The organism is Rhizobium quercicola, from assembly GCF_021168455.1.
Taxonomy (GTDB): Bacteria; Pseudomonadota; Alphaproteobacteria; order Rhizobiales; family Rhizobiaceae; genus Ferranicluibacter; species Ferranicluibacter quercicola.
In genome coordinates, this window is record NZ_JAJOZR010000008.1 from 145,380 (window position 1) to 161,844 (window position 16,465).

At 66.6% G+C, this 16,465-nt stretch carries 14 protein-coding genes; 4 read left to right on the forward strand and 10 right to left on the reverse strand.

The features are described from left to right. Positions 1 to 24: 24 nt before the first annotated feature. A complete protein-coding gene (locus LRX75_RS13895; RefSeq protein ID WP_231815297.1) occupies positions 25 to 660 on the forward strand; it encodes a 2,3-bisphosphoglycerate-dependent phosphoglycerate mutase in 636 nt (211 codons plus the stop codon). 151 nt (positions 661 to 811) lie between these two features. Here LRX75_RS13895 and LRX75_RS13900 read toward each other — a convergent pair whose 3' ends face one another. Next, entirely contained in the window at positions 812 to 1,684 is an 873-nt protein-coding gene (locus tag LRX75_RS13900) for a methylated-DNA--[protein]-cysteine S-methyltransferase (RefSeq protein WP_231815468.1), read from the reverse strand. A gap of 97 nt (positions 1,685 to 1,781) precedes the next feature. Beyond that, entirely contained in the window at positions 1,782 to 2,282 is a 501-nt protein-coding gene (locus LRX75_RS13905) for a DUF2244 domain-containing protein (RefSeq protein ID WP_231815299.1), read from the reverse strand. A gap of 85 nt (positions 2,283 to 2,367) precedes the next feature. Here LRX75_RS13905 and nth point away from each other — a divergent pair, with 85 nt between their 5' ends. Then, on the forward strand, positions 2,368 to 3,084 hold the full coding sequence (nth, locus tag LRX75_RS13910) for an endonuclease III (protein WP_420851205.1): 717 nt from the start codon (positions 2,368 to 2,370) through the stop codon (positions 3,082 to 3,084). 3 nt (positions 3,085 to 3,087) lie between these two features. Here the strand turns inward: nth and LRX75_RS13915 are convergent, their stop codons facing one another. Then, positions 3,088 to 4,302 (reverse strand): MFS transporter, encoded by a 1,215-nt coding sequence (locus LRX75_RS13915; RefSeq protein WP_231815303.1) that lies wholly within the window; start codon positions 4,300 to 4,302, stop codon positions 3,088 to 3,090. 260 nt (positions 4,303 to 4,562) lie between these two features. Here LRX75_RS13915 and LRX75_RS13920 point away from each other — a divergent pair, with 260 nt between their 5' ends. After that, a complete protein-coding gene (locus LRX75_RS13920; protein ID WP_231815304.1) occupies positions 4,563 to 5,555 on the forward strand; it encodes an adenosine kinase in 993 nt (330 codons plus the stop codon). A 59-nt stretch (positions 5,556 to 5,614) separates the two neighbouring features. Here the strand turns inward: LRX75_RS13920 and LRX75_RS13925 are convergent, their stop codons facing one another. Further along, entirely contained in the window at positions 5,615 to 6,199 is a 585-nt protein-coding gene (locus tag LRX75_RS13925) for an SH3 domain-containing protein (protein WP_231815306.1), read from the reverse strand. A 284-nt stretch (positions 6,200 to 6,483) separates the two neighbouring features. Between LRX75_RS13925 and LRX75_RS13930 the strand changes: the two genes are divergently transcribed. Next, positions 6,484 to 7,488 (forward strand): 2-hydroxyacid dehydrogenase, encoded by a 1,005-nt coding sequence (locus LRX75_RS13930; RefSeq protein WP_231815309.1) that lies wholly within the window; start codon positions 6,484 to 6,486, stop codon positions 7,486 to 7,488. On the opposite strand, the gene moeB is transcribed toward LRX75_RS13930, so the two are convergent. The 6 genes from moeB to LRX75_RS13960 form a co-directional block, all read right to left on the reverse strand. Continuing rightward, the gene (gene moeB / locus LRX75_RS13935) at positions 7,485 to 8,249 is read right to left on the reverse strand and encodes a molybdopterin-synthase adenylyltransferase MoeB (RefSeq protein WP_231815311.1); all 765 of its coding nucleotides are present in this window, start codon (positions 8,247 to 8,249) and stop codon (positions 7,485 to 7,487) included. The genes LRX75_RS13930 and moeB overlap by 4 nt on opposite strands. Beyond that, a complete protein-coding gene (recF, locus tag LRX75_RS13940; protein WP_231815313.1) occupies positions 8,242 to 9,384 on the reverse strand; it encodes a DNA replication/repair protein RecF in 1,143 nt (380 codons plus the stop codon). Before recF ends, moeB begins: the two co-directional genes overlap by 8 nt. 112 nt (positions 9,385 to 9,496) lie before the next feature. Next, positions 9,497 to 10,231, reverse strand: coding sequence for a glutathione S-transferase (locus LRX75_RS13945; protein ID WP_231815315.1), 735 nt, complete (start codon positions 10,229 to 10,231; stop codon positions 9,497 to 9,499). A gap of 148 nt (positions 10,232 to 10,379) precedes the next feature. After that, positions 10,380 to 11,513: a molecular chaperone DnaJ gene (gene dnaJ, locus LRX75_RS13950; protein WP_110727601.1), complete on the reverse strand. Its 1,134-nt coding sequence runs from the start codon at positions 11,511 to 11,513 to the stop codon at positions 10,380 to 10,382. A 269-nt stretch (positions 11,514 to 11,782) separates the two neighbouring features. Further along, positions 11,783 to 13,702, reverse strand: coding sequence for a molecular chaperone DnaK (dnaK, locus tag LRX75_RS13955; protein WP_231815317.1), 1,920 nt, complete (start codon positions 13,700 to 13,702; stop codon positions 11,783 to 11,785). 231 nt (positions 13,703 to 13,933) lie between these two features. Next, positions 13,934 to 16,201 carry a transglycosylase domain-containing protein gene (locus LRX75_RS13960; RefSeq protein WP_231815320.1) on the reverse strand — a complete coding sequence of 756 codons (2,268 nt, stop codon included), beginning with the start codon at positions 16,199 to 16,201 and terminating at the stop codon, positions 13,934 to 13,936. Positions 16,202 to 16,465: the final 264 nt, after the last annotated feature.

Here is a 16,465-nt window from a genome sequence, read left to right on the forward strand (position 1 = left end):
ACACACAATGAGGAATGAACGATCATGAGCGGCACGCTTGTCCTGGTGCGTCACGGCCAGAGCGAATGGAACCTGAAGAACCTCTTCACCGGCTGGAAGGACCCCGACCTGACCCCGCTCGGGATCGAGGAAGCCGAGACCGGCGGCAAGGCGCTCGCCGCCACCGGCCTCACATACGACATCGCCTTCACCTCCGACCTCACGCGCGCGCAGAAGACGCTGAAGATCATTCTCGACGCCGTCGGCCAGCCCGACCTCGAAACCATCCGCGATCAGGCGCTCAACGAGCGCGACTATGGCGACCTCTCCGGCCTCAACAAGGACGACGCCCGCGCCAAGTGGGGCGAGGAGCAGGTGCATATCTGGCGCCGCTCCTACGACGTGCCCCCTCCGGGCGGCGAAAGCCTGCGCGACACCGGCGCCCGCGTCTGGCCCTACTACCTCACCGAGATCCTGCCGCGCGTGCTCAAGGGCCAGACGGTCCTCGTCGCCGCCCACGGCAATTCGCTGCGCGCGCTGGTCATGGTGCTCGACCGCCTGACGAAGGACGAGATCCTGAAGCTCAACCTCGCAACCGGCGTCCCCATGGTCTACACGCTCAACGCCGATTCGACCGTCGCGTCGAAAGAGGTCCTGGGCGACATGTCCGGCGCGCACTGACGCCCGCCTACCTCCCCTGACCGTCATCCTCGGGCTTGTCCCGAGGATCTGCCGCCGGCCAGACGAGCCGCACCGTCGACGACGGAAGGCCGCTTCACCGGATCCTCGGGACAAGCCCGAGGATGACGAAAGCAGGAAGCCTCGCTGACGCCTATACCTTTCCCGCCTCCCAGCCGAGCATGGCGCGCTTGCGCGTCAGGCCCCAGTGATAGCCGGTGAGTGCGCCGCTCTTGCCGAGGGCGCGGTGGCAGGGGACCACGAAGGAGATGGGGTTGCGGCCGATGGCGGCGCCCACGGCGCGCGAGGCCTTGGGCTGACCGATGCGGCCGGCGATCGCCGAATAGGTCTCGGCCCGTCCCATGGGAATGTCGAGCAAAGCCTGCCAGACCCGCACCTGAAAATCCGAGCCGATCAGCACGACCCGCAGCGGCTGCTCGGCCTCCCAGCGGTCGGCCTCGAAAATCCGCGCGGCATAGGGTGTGGTGGCCGCGATGTCCTCGACATAGGTCGCGTTCGGCCAGCGCCCGGCCATATCCGCAAAACTCTCGCGCTCCTGCCCCGCATCGTTGAAGGCGAGGCCGGCGAGGCCCCGCTCCGTGACCATGATCAGCGCCGTGCCGAAGGGCGACGGGTGGAAGCCGTAGCGGATGGTCAGGCCCCCGCCCCGCAGTTTCCATTCGCCTGGCGACATCGCCTCGTGCGTGACGAACAGGTCGTGCAGCCGCCCCGGGCCGGACAGTCCGAGCTCGAGGCTCGCCTCCAGCAGCGGCAGGCCTTCACGGCCGAGCAGGCGCTTGGCATGGTCGAGCGTCACGGCCTGCAGAAAGGCTTTCGGCGAGAGGCCCGCCCAGCGGGTGAAGGTGCGCTGCAGATGCGTCGGCGACTGCCCGAGCCGCGCGGCGATGTCGTCGAGACCCGGCTGGTCGCGGTAATCGTCGGTCAGCAGCTCCACCACGCGGCAGACGGTTTCGTAATCGGTGCCCTCGGGCGTGATCTCCGTCGTCAGGCGCGGCATGATCGTCATCATCGTCTCCTCCTTCGCCCTCTCACGGGCGGCGCGCAGATAAGCGCGGGGCCGAGACCATCACATCCCGGCCGTCGCCGCCACCCGATTTCCGCTCTCACACCCGCCGCTTCACCGTCGCCAGGGCGCGGGAAAAGGCGGTGGCGAAGGTCTCGCGATCGTCGCGATTGAGGAAGGAGCCGATATCCGTCGCCTGGCGCCGGTCGCGGACATGCATGGAGACGATGCCGATCTCGTCATGGCGGGCGACGTCGAAGCGGGTCCAGACCGGATGGAACCGGTGCTCGGTCATGCGGCCGCTGGCGGCGAACTTGCGCACGGCGACATCGTCGCGCGAAATGCTGACCTCCTCGCGCATGCCGGCCGCGCGGTTGTTGAGCCAGAAGGCGCCGAACAGGCCCGCAAAATCCAGCCCGAAGAAGAACACGACGGGCCAGGCACCGATGACGAGGAACACGAAGACATGGACGAGGCTCATCAGCGCGGCGATGAGGAAGACGACGCGCAGGCCCTTGCCGCCGAGCGAGCGATAGGGCGTCAGCTCGGCGGCGAAAACCGGCTTGTCAGCAGGGCGCATGTCGGCGTTGCCATCGTTCATGGCACGCCAGTATAGAGAAGACATGACAGAGCCGAAACCGAAATCCGTGAAGCTTGCGGCCCTCCAGCCAGCGTCAAAGCCGCGCATGTCCAAAGCGACGGCCAAGCCGCGCAGGCCGAAGAGCGCCTATACCGGCGCGGAGGTCGAGGAGATCTTCCGCCGGTTCTCCGTGCAGCGGCCGGAGCCCAAGGGCGAGCTGAACTACGTCAACCCGTTCACGCTGGTGGTCGCGGTGGCGCTGTCGGCGCAGGCGACGGATGTGGGGGTGAACAAGGCGACGAAGGCGCTCTTTGCCGTGGCGGATACGCCGGAAAAGATGCTGGCGCTCGGCGAGGATGCGGTGCGCGAGCATATCCGCACCATCGGGCTCTATCGCAACAAGGCGAAGAACGTCATCGCGCTCAGCCGCATGCTGGTCGAGAATTTCGGCGGAGAGGTGCCGCCCGACCGGGACGAGCTGGTGACGCTGCCCGGCGTCGGGCGCAAGACGGCCAATGTCGTGCTCTCCATGGCCTTCGGTCAGGCGACGATCGCGGTGGATACGCATATCTTCCGCATCGCCAACCGCATCGGCCTTGCGCCGGGCAAGACGCCGGATCAGGTCGAGGACCACCTTGTCCGGGTCATCCCCAACCATTACCTCTACCATGCCCACCACTGGCTGATCCTGCACGGACGCTACACCTGCAAGGCGCGGCGTCCCGAATGCGAGCACTGTATCATCGCGGATCTCTGCAAGGCGGCGGAGAAGACCAGCACCATCCCGGCGCCGCTGGTCGCCCTGCCACCGCAGGTGTTCTGACGCTTATCGCCGCTCGGTGAGGCTGTAGAGCAGGCCTGCGGCCGGCAGGGCGAAGCCGAGGAGCGAGGCGCCCCACCAGCCGTAATGTCCGTAGAGCCAGGCACCGGCGGCCGACCCCAGCGCGCCGCACAGGAAGAAGCTCGCCATGAAGAGCCCGTTCAGCCGGCTGCGATGCGCGTCGCCCAGCACGAAGATCGCCCGCTGTCCAAGAACAAGGGTCGTGGACACGGCGAAATCGAGGCCGATGGCGGCAAGCGTCAGCACGGCGAGGGCGACGGTCGAGCCCTCCGGCGCGAGATGCGTGACGAGGAAGGCGCAGGCGCCGCAGACGAGCGCGATGCGGGTGGCGGCAAAGCTCAGGCCCCGGTCGGCCAGACGTCCGGCGATGGGGGCTGCCAGCGCCCCGGCCGCCCCTGCAAGCGCGAACAAGGCGATGCCGACCTGCGACAGGCCGAAGGCCGGGCTCGACAAGAGCAGCGGCGTCACCGTCCAGAAGACGCTGAAGGCGGCGAACATGCAGCCCTGATAGGCCGCACGCCGGCGCAGCACGGGTTGCGTCGCAAACAGCCGCGGCAGCGAGCCGATCAGCGCGCCGTAGCGAAGGCGCGACGTCGGCACGCGGCGCGGCAGGACGCGGCCGAGGAAGAGCGCAAGGCCGGTCATGGCAAGGGCCGAGAGCACGAAGACCATGTGCCACGGCAGGAAGGCGGCGATGAAGCTCGAGACCGGGCGGGCCAGCATGATGCCGACCATCAGGCCGCTCATGACATTGCCGACCGCGCGGCCGCGCTCGGCCGCCGGCACCATCTGCGCCGCATAGGGAACGATGATCTGCACGGCCACGCAGCAAAGCCCGATGGCGAAGGCGGCGACCAGAAAGGCCACCACCTGCGTCAACAGGCCGGCCGACAGCACGGCCAGAATGGACAGGCCGAGCATCACGAGGATCAGCTTGCGGTTCTCGAAGAGATCGCCCAGCGGCACGATCAGCAGCAGGCCGAGGCCGTAGCCGAGCTGCGTCAGCATGACGATCAGCCCTGCCGCATCCGGCGACAGGCCGAGCGCGGCACCGATCGGCCCGACGAGCGGCTGGGCGTAATAGAGGTTCGCGACGATGAGGCCGCAGGCCGCTGCAAGAACGAGGTTCAGGCGCGCCGAAAGCCCGCTGGCCCCTGGTTCGTCCGTCGCGTCTGGCTCCGATGAGATCGTGGCCGTCATGAACGCACTCCGTTTTCCCCAGGCTCCCGTCGCAAGCCGCATTTCGAAAGGGCCCGTCTCCCGAACGCTTTCGCCGGCCGAAAGGCGGCCTCCTTGCGGGAGACAGGCGAACGATATGCCATGCCGACCCTGTCGTCCGCAACGCGACATTTGCACGCGGAAAGCGTCGCACGAGAGGTCGCAGGCCGATAGGATCTTCCAAAGTGCGGGAATTCGCGTAAGACCGAACCCCGGCCACAGTGTTTTTCCAGGCGGGGTTCATGACCACATTCGACGTCCTGACGATCGGCAATGCCATCGTCGATATTATCGCACGCTGCGAAGAGCGGTTTCTGACCGACAACGGCATCATCAAGAGCGCGATGAACCTCATCGACGCCGAGCGCGCAGAGCTTCTCTATTCGCGCATGGGCCCGGCGCTCGAAGCCTCCGGCGGCAGCGCCGGCAATACGGCGGCCGGCATTGCCAGCCTCGGCGGCAGGGCCGCCTATTTCGGCAAGATCGCCAACGACCAGCTGGGCGAGATCTTCACCCACGACATCCAGGCGCAGGGCGTGCATTTCCGCACGCAGCCGCTCGACACGTTTCCGCCGACGGCGCGCTCCATGATCTTCGTGACCGAGGACGGCGAGCGCTCCATGAACACCTATCTTGGCGCCTGCGTCGAGCTCGGCCCGGAAGACGTCGAACCGGATGTCGTCGCCCATGCGGCCGTTACCTATTTCGAGGGCTATCTCTGGGATCCGCCGCGCGCCAAGGAGGCCATCCGCGATGCGGCGCGCATCGCGCACGAGAACGGCCGGGAGGTCTCCATGACCCTGTCCGACAGTTTCTGCGTCAACCGCTACCGCGCCGAATTCCTGGAGCTGATGACGAGCGGCACGGTGGATATCGTCTTCGCCAACCGGGCCGAGGCGCTGGCGCTCTACGAGACGGAGGACTTCTCCGAGGCGCTGACCCGGCTTTCGCGGGATTGCCGCCTGGCGGCGGTGACGATGAGCGAGGAAGGCTCGATCATCGTGCGGGGCGAGGAGCGGATCAGGATCGAGGCGACCAAAGTTGCGCGCGTCGTGGACACGACGGGTGCCGGCGATCTCTATGCCGCAGGCTTCCTGTTCGGCTACACCGCGGGCAAGCCGCTCGACATCTGCGGCAAGCTCGGCAGCCTTGCCGCCGGCATCGTCATCGAGCAGGTCGGTCCCCGCCCGATGCTGTCGCTGAAGGACGCGGCGGCCAGAGCGGGCCTGCTGTAAGCGGTCGAGGCCGCTCCGGCGGGTGATACGGCTTCCGGTCGATCGGACCGGAAACCGTCTTACTTGAACGCCTCGCCGGGATAGGCGCCCCAGATCTCGGTCTGGACGATCCAGCCTTCCGCCCCTTGCGCTTCGGCCTTGCACCATTCGCCGGTGCACTGGCCGATGTGCAGCATCACGCCCGGCTCGACGCGGGCGACGATGCTGGCGTTGGATTGCGGCTCGCGGCGCATGTTGACCAGCACGCCCTGCCCCTTGCCGCGCATCCACGGGGCGGCCAGCGCCGTGCGGGCGCCGGAGAGCAGCGCCTGGTTGACCCAGCCTTCCGTACCGTCCGCATCGCGCACGCGCCGCCAGTTGTCGTATTCCTGGATGATCTCCACCGGCACGCCGGGCTTGAGGTAGCGCCAGGAGACCGCATAATCGACGCTCGGACCGACGCGCAGGTTGACGCTCTTGGATTTCAGGCTGACGAAGCGTGGCAGCGGCAGGCCGCTCGCACCCTTGGCCGCCTGCGCCCCTGCGGGATCTGCGATGCCGGAGAGCGCGACGGCTGCAAGCAGGCCGGCCGTGAGACCGCGCCGGGCGGCCCGCCGCGCCTTCACACCGAGCTGCGCGATCACATTGAGATGGAACTGGCGCATGGCGAAATCCGTTTTCCGAACCGGTCGAACAGGGTGGGCATCGTCAGCGGAGCGACCGGAGGCCGGAGCGCCGCGCGTCGGTCAGGACACGCGAAGGTCGCTCCGAGACGTCAAGCCTGCAGGGTCTCGAGACCTCCGGTCACACCGGTCGCTTCGAAGGCAGGCTGTGTTGGTCTTCCCGTGCGTCTCTGCTAGATAACGCTCTGCGGATACGATCCATCATCTTGGTTAAGAAGCCGTCAACGCGATGCACCGCCTGGCGCGGGTCGGGGAGAGATTTGACGATGACGCAGAGACAGAAGCCGACGGTCTACATCACCCGCAAGCTGCCCGATATCGTCGAGACCCGCATGCGCGAACTCTTCGACGCCGAACTCAACATCGACGACACGCCGCGCAGCCAGGAGGCGCTGGCCGCCGCCATGGCCCATGCCGACGTGCTGGTGCCCACCGTCACCGACCGCATCGACGCTGGCCTGATCGAGCAGGCGGGGCCGCGGCTGAAGCTGATCGCGAGCTTTTCCAACGGCGTCGACAATATCGACGTGGATGCCGCCGCGCGGCGCGGCATCACGGTGACGAACACGCCCGCCGTTCTCACCGAGGACACGGCCGACATGACGCTGGCGCTCATTCTCGCCGTACCCCGGCGGCTCGTGGAAGGTGCCGCGATTCTCGCCGACCGCCGCCACGACTGGGCCGGCTGGTCGCCCAACTGGATGCTCGGACGGCGGATTTCCGGCAAGCGCATCGGCATCGTCGGCATGGGCCGCATCGGCACCGCCGTCGCGCGCCGCGCCAAGGCCTTCGGCCTCTCCATCCACTATCACAACCGGCATCGCGTCAGCGCGGAGACGGAAGCAGCGCTGGAGGCGACCTATTGGGACAGCCTCGACCAGATGCTCGCCCGCGTCGACTTCGTGTCGGTCAACTGCCCCTCGACGCCGGCGACCTATCATCTTCTCTCGGCCCGCCGCCTGCAGCTCATGCAGCCGACAAGCTACCTCGTCAACACCGCCCGCGGCGGCATCGTGGACGAGACCGCGCTCATCGCCTGCCTGCGCGAGGGCCGCATCGCCGGTGCCGGGCTCGACGTCTACGAGAACGAACCGGCCATCAACCCGAAACTCGTGAAGCTCGCCGCCGAAGGCAAGGTCGTGCTGCTGCCGCACATGGGCTCGGCGACGCTCGAAAGCCGTGTCGACATGGGCGAGAAGGTCATCATCAACATCCGCACCTTCTTCGACGGCCACCGCCCGCCGGACCGGGTGCTGCCGGGCCGCAATTAGAGATCCGCCCGGCGGCGCCTGTAGCGGATGGTCTCGAACCGGGCGGCCAGCGCGTCGTAGAGCAGCAGGCGGCCGACGAGGGGGTCTCCGGCACCGGTGACGAGCTTCACCACCTCCATGGCCTGCAGCGTGCCGATGACGCCGGTCAGCGCGCCGACGATGCCGGCCTCCGCGCAGGAGGGCACCGTGCCGGGTGGTGGCGGCGCGGGAAAGAGATCGCGGTAGCGCGGCGCGGGTCTGCCGCCGGCGTCCGATGTCCACGGCAGGAGGACCGTCAGCGACCCGTCGAAGCGGCCGACCGCGCCGGTGACGAGAGGGATGCGCAGGGTTTCCGCCGCTTCGGCCACGAGATAGCGCGTCTCGAAATTGTCCGAGCCATCGACCACGATATCGTAGCCGGCGAGCGTTTCGGAAACGGTCTCGGATGTGAGCCGGAACGGCAGCGGGCAAACGGTCACATGCGGGTTCAGCCGCGCCACCGCGTCCCGCGCGCTCTCCACCTTGCGGGTGCCGACCGCTGCGGTCTGGTGGACCACCTGCCGCTGGAGGTTCGACAGCGACACGACATCGTCGTCCACGATACCGAGCGTGCCGATGCCGGCGGCGGCGAGGTAGAGGAGGACGGGGGCACCGATGCCGCCCGCGCCGACCACCAGCACGCGCGCCGCCTTCAGCGCCTGCTGCCCCTGCCCGCCGATTTCCGGCAGCAGGATATGGCGCGCATAGCGGTCGATCTCCTGGCGTGTCAGCGGCTCAGCCATGCCCCGGCCCTCCTTCGAAAACCTGCCCGTCGGCAACCGTCAGAAACTGGGCGCGATCGCCCAGCGCCGAAAACATGGCACGATCGGTGCCGGTCATGAAGGCCTGCCCGCCGAGATCGTCGACGATATCGAACAGCGCCGCCCGGCGCCCGGCGTCGAGATGCGCGGCGATTTCATCCAGCAGCAGCACGGGCGCGTGCCCCGTGAGGTCGGCCACAAGCCTTGCATGCGCGAGCACCAGACCGACGAGCAGCGCCTTCTGCTCGCCCGTCGAGCAGCGCTCCGCCTCGATGTCCTTCGCCCGGTGGCGGATCAGGAGATCGCTGCGGTGCGGGCCTTCGAGCGTGCGCCCTGCGGCGCCGTCGCGCCAGCGGCCGGTGCGCAGCCGCTCCAGATACTCCTCCTCCAGATCGAAGGCCGGGCGGTGCCATTCGCCGTCGAGGAAGCCCGACAGAGCGAGATCGGCTTTCGGAAACGTCCCGTCATCCGGGCTGCGGTCGATGAGCGCTGCCAGCAGGCCGAGCATCTCGTTGCGGGCGAGTGCCATGGCGATGCCCAGTTCGGCCAGCTGGCGCTCCAGCCCGGTCAGCCAGACCGGATCGGCGCCGGGCTCGGAAAGAAGCTTGTTGCGGCTGCGCATGGCGCGCTCGAAATCGGTGGCCCGCCGCCCGTGGTCCGGATCGAGCGAGAGGACGAGCCGGTCGAGAAACCGGCGCCGGTCGCCGGAGGCGCCGGTGAACAGCCCGTCCATGGCGGGCGTCAGCCACAGGACGCGCAGATGGTCGAGAAGCTCGTCGATCGCCTTGGCATTGGTGCCGTTGAGGCGCAGGCGGCGCGCCTGCCCCTCCTCGGTCCCGAACGTCCCCGTGCCGATCTCGACATCGCCCTGCATGCCCTCGATGGCGGCGAAGATCGAAAACCCCGCCGCGGTGCCGACGCGCGGCACGTCGGCATAGGCGGCACGGCGCAGGCCCCGCCCCGGCGACAGGAAGGAGACGGCCTCCATGAGATTGGTCTTGCCGGCGCCGTTCTCGCCCGTCAACACCACATGGCGTGCGTCGAGATCGAGCGAAAGCGCCGCGTAATTGCGGAAATCGCCGAGCTTCAGACGGGACAGGGAGACTTTTTGCGGCATGCCGTCCGGCTCTAAGCCCTCTTGCGATATCTGACAAGCACGGCGGCGGGCACGGTGACGGGCACGGTAACTGGCTTGGTAACTGGCACCGTGACGCGCGCCGTCGGTTTGCTCATTCGTCGTCACCGGTCTCGATGCCGTCGAGCTCGGGATAGTGGCGGAAGATGCAGGATTCGTTGAAGGGAATGCGCCGGTCGGAGACGCGGTAGGCGGCGATGTTCGGCAGGCTTGCCACACGGGTGCGCAGCGCTTCGAGATGCGGCCAGCGCGCGCCATAGGCCGTCATGGCTTGGGGAAAAGCATAGTGCAGGCCTTCGAGCAGGTGATGCAGCGACAGGTCGCCATAGGAGAGCGCATGGCCGATGACATGCTGCGGCCCCGCGGGATTGGCCGACAGCATGCGCTCGAAGTGGTCGAGGAATTTCGGGATGCGGGCCGTGCGGAAATCGGCGGCACGGCGTTTCGCCTCCGGCTTCTGATCCTCGTAGTAGAGGCCGGTCGCCACGGGGTGATGCGTGTCGTGCGCCTCGGTCACCATATCGGCGATCGTCATCTGCAGCGCGTTCAGCCGGTGGCGCTCGCCTTCGCTCTCCGGCGCGAGGCCGAGGCGGGGTCCGAGATAGAAGAGGATATTGGCCGTCTGCGAGAGGATCAGGTCGCCGTCCTTCAGGAATGGCGGCGCAAACGGCGCATCGGCCCGATCGTCCTCCATGATCTCCAGCATCCGGTCGGTACCGTCCTGCCGGCGGGCGATGTCGATATAGGCGGCGCCCGCCTGCTCGAGCGCCAGCCGCACGAACTCGCCGCGACCGGGAAGGCCGTCCCAGTAATAGAGCGCATAGGTCATGGCGGGCATCCTCTCTTGAAACGGACCGATCGTCTTCGTCAGGCTCCAAGAGATGGGGCGGATCGAAGCCATGGCAATGACGTCCGTCCTCATGACAAAGGCCGGAAACAGTCCTGCTTCCGGCCCTTGTCGATGATATCCGTCCGTATCAGCCCTCGAAGAACTCCTTCATCCGAGCGAAGAAGCCGGCGGATTCGGGATTGTTGTCCTTGGAGGAGATCTCGGCGAATTCCTCGAGCAGCTCGCGCTGGCGCTTGGTCAGCTTCTGCGGCGTTTCGATGCCGATCTGGATGTAGAGATCGCCCACCTGCGTCGAGCGCAGCACCGGCATGCCCTTGCCCTTCAGGCGGAACTGCTTGCCGGCCTGCGTGCCCTCGGGAACGGTGACGCGCGACTTGGTGCCGTCGAGCGTCTGCACGTCGAACTTGCCGCCGAGCGTCGCCGTCGTCATCGAAATCGGCACGCTGCAATAGAGGTCCGCACCGTCCCGCTGGTAGAACTCGTGCGGCTTGACCGAGAGGAAGATGTAGAGATCGCCCGAGGGACCGCCGCGAAGACCGGCCTCGCCCTCGCCCGACAGGCGGATGCGGGTGCCGTCCTCGATGCCGGCGGGGATGTTGACCGACAACGAGCGCTCTTCGGTGACGCGGCCCTGGCCGTGGCACTTGGTGCAGGGATCGGGAATGATCGTGCCGCGACCCTGGCAGGTCGGGCAGGTCCGCTCGATCGAGAAGAAGCCTTGCGCGGCGCGCACGCGGCCGGAGCCCTGACAGGTGCCGCAGGTCGTCGGCTTCGTTCCGGGCTTGGCGCCCGAGCCCGAACAGACGTCGCAGGTGATCGAGGTGGGGACGCGGATCTGCGCGGTCTTGCCGGCATAGGCCTCCTCCAGCGTGATCTCCATGTTGTAGCGGAGATCGGCGCCGCGTTCGCGGCCGCCGGACGAGCGCTGGCGCTGGCGTCCGCCGCCCATCATCTCGCCGAAAATGTCCTCGAAGATATCCGAGAAGCCCGCCGCACCACCGCCCATGCCGGCACCACCGCCACCGCCCATGCCGCCCTGCTCGAACGCAGCGTGGCCGTAGCGGTCGTAGGCGGCCCGCTTCTGCGGGTCCTTCAGCGTTTCATAGGCCTGGTTGATGTCCTTGAAGGTCTTCTCGGATTCCGCATCGCCCGGATTCTTGTCCGGATGGTATTTCATCGCCAGCTTGCGGAAGGCGCTTTTCAGCTCCTTCTCGTCAGCCGTCTTTGCAACACCGAGTGTTTCGTAAAGATCACGTTTCATGTGGTCGCGCGTATCCCGTTGAACCGCGGCGACGGGACCGGCCGTCGGTCGTCGCCAGATTTCCTTGAGCCAGATGTCGTATCGCCGAATGCCCTTGACAAGGATTTAGGAAATCCCGGCCTCCGATACCATAGCGAATCCGCGCCGATTCCGGCTTTTTCGACGAAATGAAGGCAAGATCCATGCCTGCGTCGATTTTCGACACTCACGAAAAAGGCCCGGAACGTTCGCTCCGGGCCCCTTTTCGTGGCGTGAGGCCCTTGGACCCCTTACGCGGACTTCTTGCGGTCGTCTTCGTCGCTGACATCTTCGTAGTCGGCATCGACGACGTTGTCGCGCGCAGCGTCGGCTGCGGCATCGGCATTGGCCGCGTCGGTCTGCTGCGACTCGTACATCGCCTGACCGAGCTTCATGGAGGCCTCCAGAAGCGTCTGGGTCTTGGCCTTGATGTCCTCGGCGTCCGGCTCGGAAGCCTCGACCGACGTTTTCAGGGCGGCGATCGCGTCGGAGATGGCGGTGCGGTCGGCTTCGGTGACCTTGTCGCCATATTCCTTCAGCGACTTCTCGGACGAATGGATCAGGCTTTCGGCCTGGTTCTTCGCCTCGACGCCGTCACGACGCTTCTTGTCGCTCTCGGCATTGGCTTCGGCGTCCTTGACCATCTTCTCGATGTCGGCGTCGGACAGACCGCCCGAGGCCTGAATGCGGATCTGGTGCTCCTTGCCGGTGCCCTTGTCCTTGGCCGAGACGTTGACGATGCCGTTCGCGTCGATGTCGAAGGTGACTTCGATCTGCGGAATGCCGCGCGGTGCCGGCGGAATGCCGACGAGGTCGAACTGGCCGAGCAGCTTGTTGTCCTGCGCCATTTCGCGCTCGCCCTGGCTCACGCGGATGGTGACGGCCGACTGGCTGTCTTCCGCGGTCGAGAAGGTCTGGCTCTTCTTCGTCGGGATCGTCGTGTTACGTTCGATCAGACGGGTGAAGACGCCACCGAGCGTTTCGATGCCGAGCGACAGCGGGGTCACGTCGAGCAGCAGGACGTCCTTGACGTCGCCCTGGAGAACGCCGGCCTGGATGGCGGCGCCGAGCGCGACGACTTCATCCGGGTTGACGCCCTTGTGCGGCTCCTTGCCGAACAGCTGCTTGACGACTTCCTGCACCTTGGGCATGCGGCTCATGCCGCCGACCAGCACGACTTCGTCGATCTCGGACGCGGAAACGCCGGCATCCTTGAGCGCCGCCTTGCAGGGCGCGATCGTGCGCTGGACCAGATCGTCCACCAGCGCTTCGAACTTCGCACGCGTCAGCTTCAGCGTCAGGTGCTTCGGGCCGGAGGCATCCGCCGTGATGAAGGGCAGGTTGATTTCCGTCTGCTGCGAGGAGGACAGCTCGATCTTGGCCTTTTCGGCTGCTTCCTTGAGGCGCTGCAGCGCGAGCTTGTCGTTCTTCAGGTCGATGCCCTGGTCCTTCTTGAACTCGCCGGCGAGATATTCGACGAGACGCATGTCGAAGTCTTCACCACCGAGGAAGGTGTCGCCGTTGGTCGACTTCACTTCGAAGACGCCGTCGCCGATTTCCAGAACCGAGACGTCGAACGTGCCGCCGCCAAGGTCGTAGACGGCGATCGTCTTGCCTTCGGTCTTGTCGAGGCCGTAGGCGAGCGCGGCTGCCGTCGGCTCGTTGATGATGCGCAGCACGTCGAGCCCGGCGATGCGGCCCGCATCCTTGGTGGCCTGACGCTGGGCGTCGTTGAAGTAGGCGGGAACGGTGATGACGGCCTGCGTGACCTTTTCACCGAGGTAGGATTCCGCTGTTTCCTTCATCTTCTGAAGGATCATGGCCGAGACCTGCGACGGGGACTGGTTCTTGCCGCCGGCCTTGACCCAGGCATCGCCGTTATCGCCCTTGACGATCTCGAACGGCACGAGGGCCTTGTCCTTTGTCACGGTCGGGTCTTCGTAGCGGCGGCCGATGAGGCGCTTCACGGCGAAGAGGGTGTTTTCCGGATTGGTGACGGCCTGGCGCTTGGCCGGCTGGCCGACGAGGCGCTCGCCATCATCCGAGAAGGCGACCATGGACGGCGTCGTGCGCGCGCCTTCCGCATTTTCGATGACCTTCGCGTCCTTGCCGTCCATGACGGCGACGCAGGAGTTGGTCGTTCCCAGATCGATACCGATTACTTTTGCCATGTCGTTCTCTCCTTGCAGCGGACTGTCGGAACCCGGTCAGGCATTCGTGCGACAGCCCCTAGGGATGCTCTTGTCGTGTTGTGCCGCGGCCCGGAAGCCTTGGACGTGCGGCGTATATAAGGACGGGTTTTTTGCTGTGCAAGGCGTCGCAAGCCCTGAAGACGGTGAAAAGAAATGCGGAGACGAAAGAGTTTAGACCGGTTTCCGGATCCGCATGTCCGCGGGCCGCCGTCAACCCCCGGTCAGGATATCGAAGAGGGTCGTGCGGCGCGTCTGCGGCGTGCCGCCGGTGGTCTGACCGACATCGGCCGGCGGCACCGGACCACCTTCCGCGGCATCCACCGCGCCGCCTTGCCCGCGCGGTATGTCGGACGGCGGCATCTCGGCATCCGCCACCGGCGCATCGGGGTAGACGTCCCTGGGCTTCTGCCCGAACGCGCCGGAAATGACGTCGCCGATGGTGCGCTGGATGCCGGGATCGTCGAAGGAGGGCTGGATGCCCTTGGTGCCGAAGATCGGCGAGGGCGTGAGCCCCTCATGCGCTTCGGTCATGTAGATATGCCAGGCTTTCGCCGGCAGCCCGCCCCCCGTCACCTTCTTCATCGAGGTGCCGTCGTCGTTTCCGAACCAGACGCCCGTCGTCAGGTTGTTGGTAAAGCCGACGAACAGCGCATCGCGGAAGGACTGGGTGGTGCCCGACTTGCCGGCGGCCTGCCAGCCCTTCAGCTTGGCGTTCTTGCCCGTGCCGCGCTCCACCACGCCCACCATCATCTGGTTCATTTCCGAGACGATCTCGGGATCGAGCACGCGCGGCGGGTTGTCGTAGGTGTTTTCGTAGAGAACCTTGCCCTCGGCGGTCGTCACCCGCTTGACGATGTGCGGCGTCGCCTTGAAGCCGCCATTCATGAACGGCGCGTAAGCCGAGGTGAGCTCCAGCAGGCTGACCTCCGAGGTCCCCAGCGCGATGGAGGCATTCGCCTGCAGCTCCGACTCGATGCCGAGGCGATGGGCGAGCTTTGCCACCTGCGGCGGGCCGACCTCCATGACGAGCTGGGCTGCGATGGTGTTGAGCGAATTGGCGAGCGCGTCGGCCAGCGACACCTCGCCGCGATATTTCTGGTCGTAGTTTTCCGGCGTCCACTTGCCGATGCGCACCGGCGCGTCGTTGCGGATCGACATCGGCGTGCGGCCGATCTCCATGGCCGCGGCATAGACGAAGGGCTTGAAGGCCGAACCTGGCTGCCGCTTGGCCTTCACCGCGCGGTCGAACTGGCTTTCGGCATAGTCGCGCCCGCCGACCAGCGCCCGGATCGCGCCCGTCGCATCCACCGACACCAGCGCTGCCTGCGAGGCACGCGATTTCGCGCCGCTCTCCTTCAGCATGTCGGAGAGCGTCTTTTCGGCCTTGGCTTCGAGATCGAGATCGAGCGTGGTTTCCACGACCAGATCCTGCTTGACGGCACCGACGAGGCCGGGAAGCTGGTCCATCACCAGATCGGCGGCATAATATTGCGCGCCGGACCAGAAGCTCTTCGCCTTGGTCGGCGGCTGCGACATCGCGGTCTTCACCTCGTCGTCGGTGATCAGCCCTTCCTCGCGCATGGCGCCCAGCACCACCTGCGCCCGCTCCTCGGCCGCCTTCGGATCGCGTGCCGGCGACAGGCGCGAGGGCGCCTTCAGGAGACCGGCGAGAAGGGCGGCCTCGCCGAGGTTCACGTCGCGCGCGGATTTGTTGAAGTAGCGCTGCGAGGCGGCCTCCACGCCGTAGGCGTTCGAGCCGAAGAAGACGCGGTTGAGATACATGGCAAGGATCTGGTCCTTGGAATATTTCTGCTCCAGCCAGAAGGCGAGCAGCACCTCCTGCACCTTGCGCTCCAGCGTGCGCTCCGGCGAGAGAAACAGGTTCTTGGCCAGCTGCTGCGTCAGCGTGGAGCCGCCCTGCACCATGCGGCCGGTGGTCACGTTGGTGATCATGGCCCGTGCCAGACCCAGCGGATCGACGCCGAAATGGGAATAGAAGCGCCGGTCCTCGATGGCCATGACGGCCTGGGGAATGAAGGGCGACATATCCTCGAGCGCGATCGCCTCGCCGCCGGTGGCGCCGCGATTGGCGAGCGTGTCGCCGTTGACGGCCAGGATCTTCACGTTCGGCGGCCGCTCGGGAATGGTCCAGCTGGTCGCGTTCGGCATGCGCGAGCCGTAATAGAGCACGAGGCCGCCGATCCCCATCGCGCCCCAGATACCCGCGACGATGCACCAGTAGACGAAGGCGCGCAGGAAGCCGAACAGGCCGCCGCCACCGCCGCCCCGCCGCCCGCCGCGCCCCTTGAGAGACCGGCGCGCGGTCTTGCCGCTGCTCTTCGACCTGCCGGGCTTGGAGGATTTGGACGCTGTCGGCCGTCCGCTCACGCGGTCACTCGCATCGACGCGGAATCCCCCGTCGTCACCGCTCGAAAAGGACGGATCGATGCGGGGACGTGAACGCGATGTGCCTGCCATACCGGGATGTGACCGCTCCGTGTGTGCGCTGAAGACAAGGCGACCGGCAAGCCGCCCAAGCCGTCGCAGGGTGCGGTGAACTGTAAATGCGGCGATTTAAGGGGGCGTTAACGACACGCTTGTGCACCCGGCAGCGGGTTTGCGGCGGCGATCGCGGCGACGAAGGCGTTCGTTGCGGCAACGGAGAGGGATGCGGCGCGCGTCCTGCTGCCGGAGCGTGCAAAATGGAACGAAACCGGAAATCACGCGTTCGTTACATGTCAA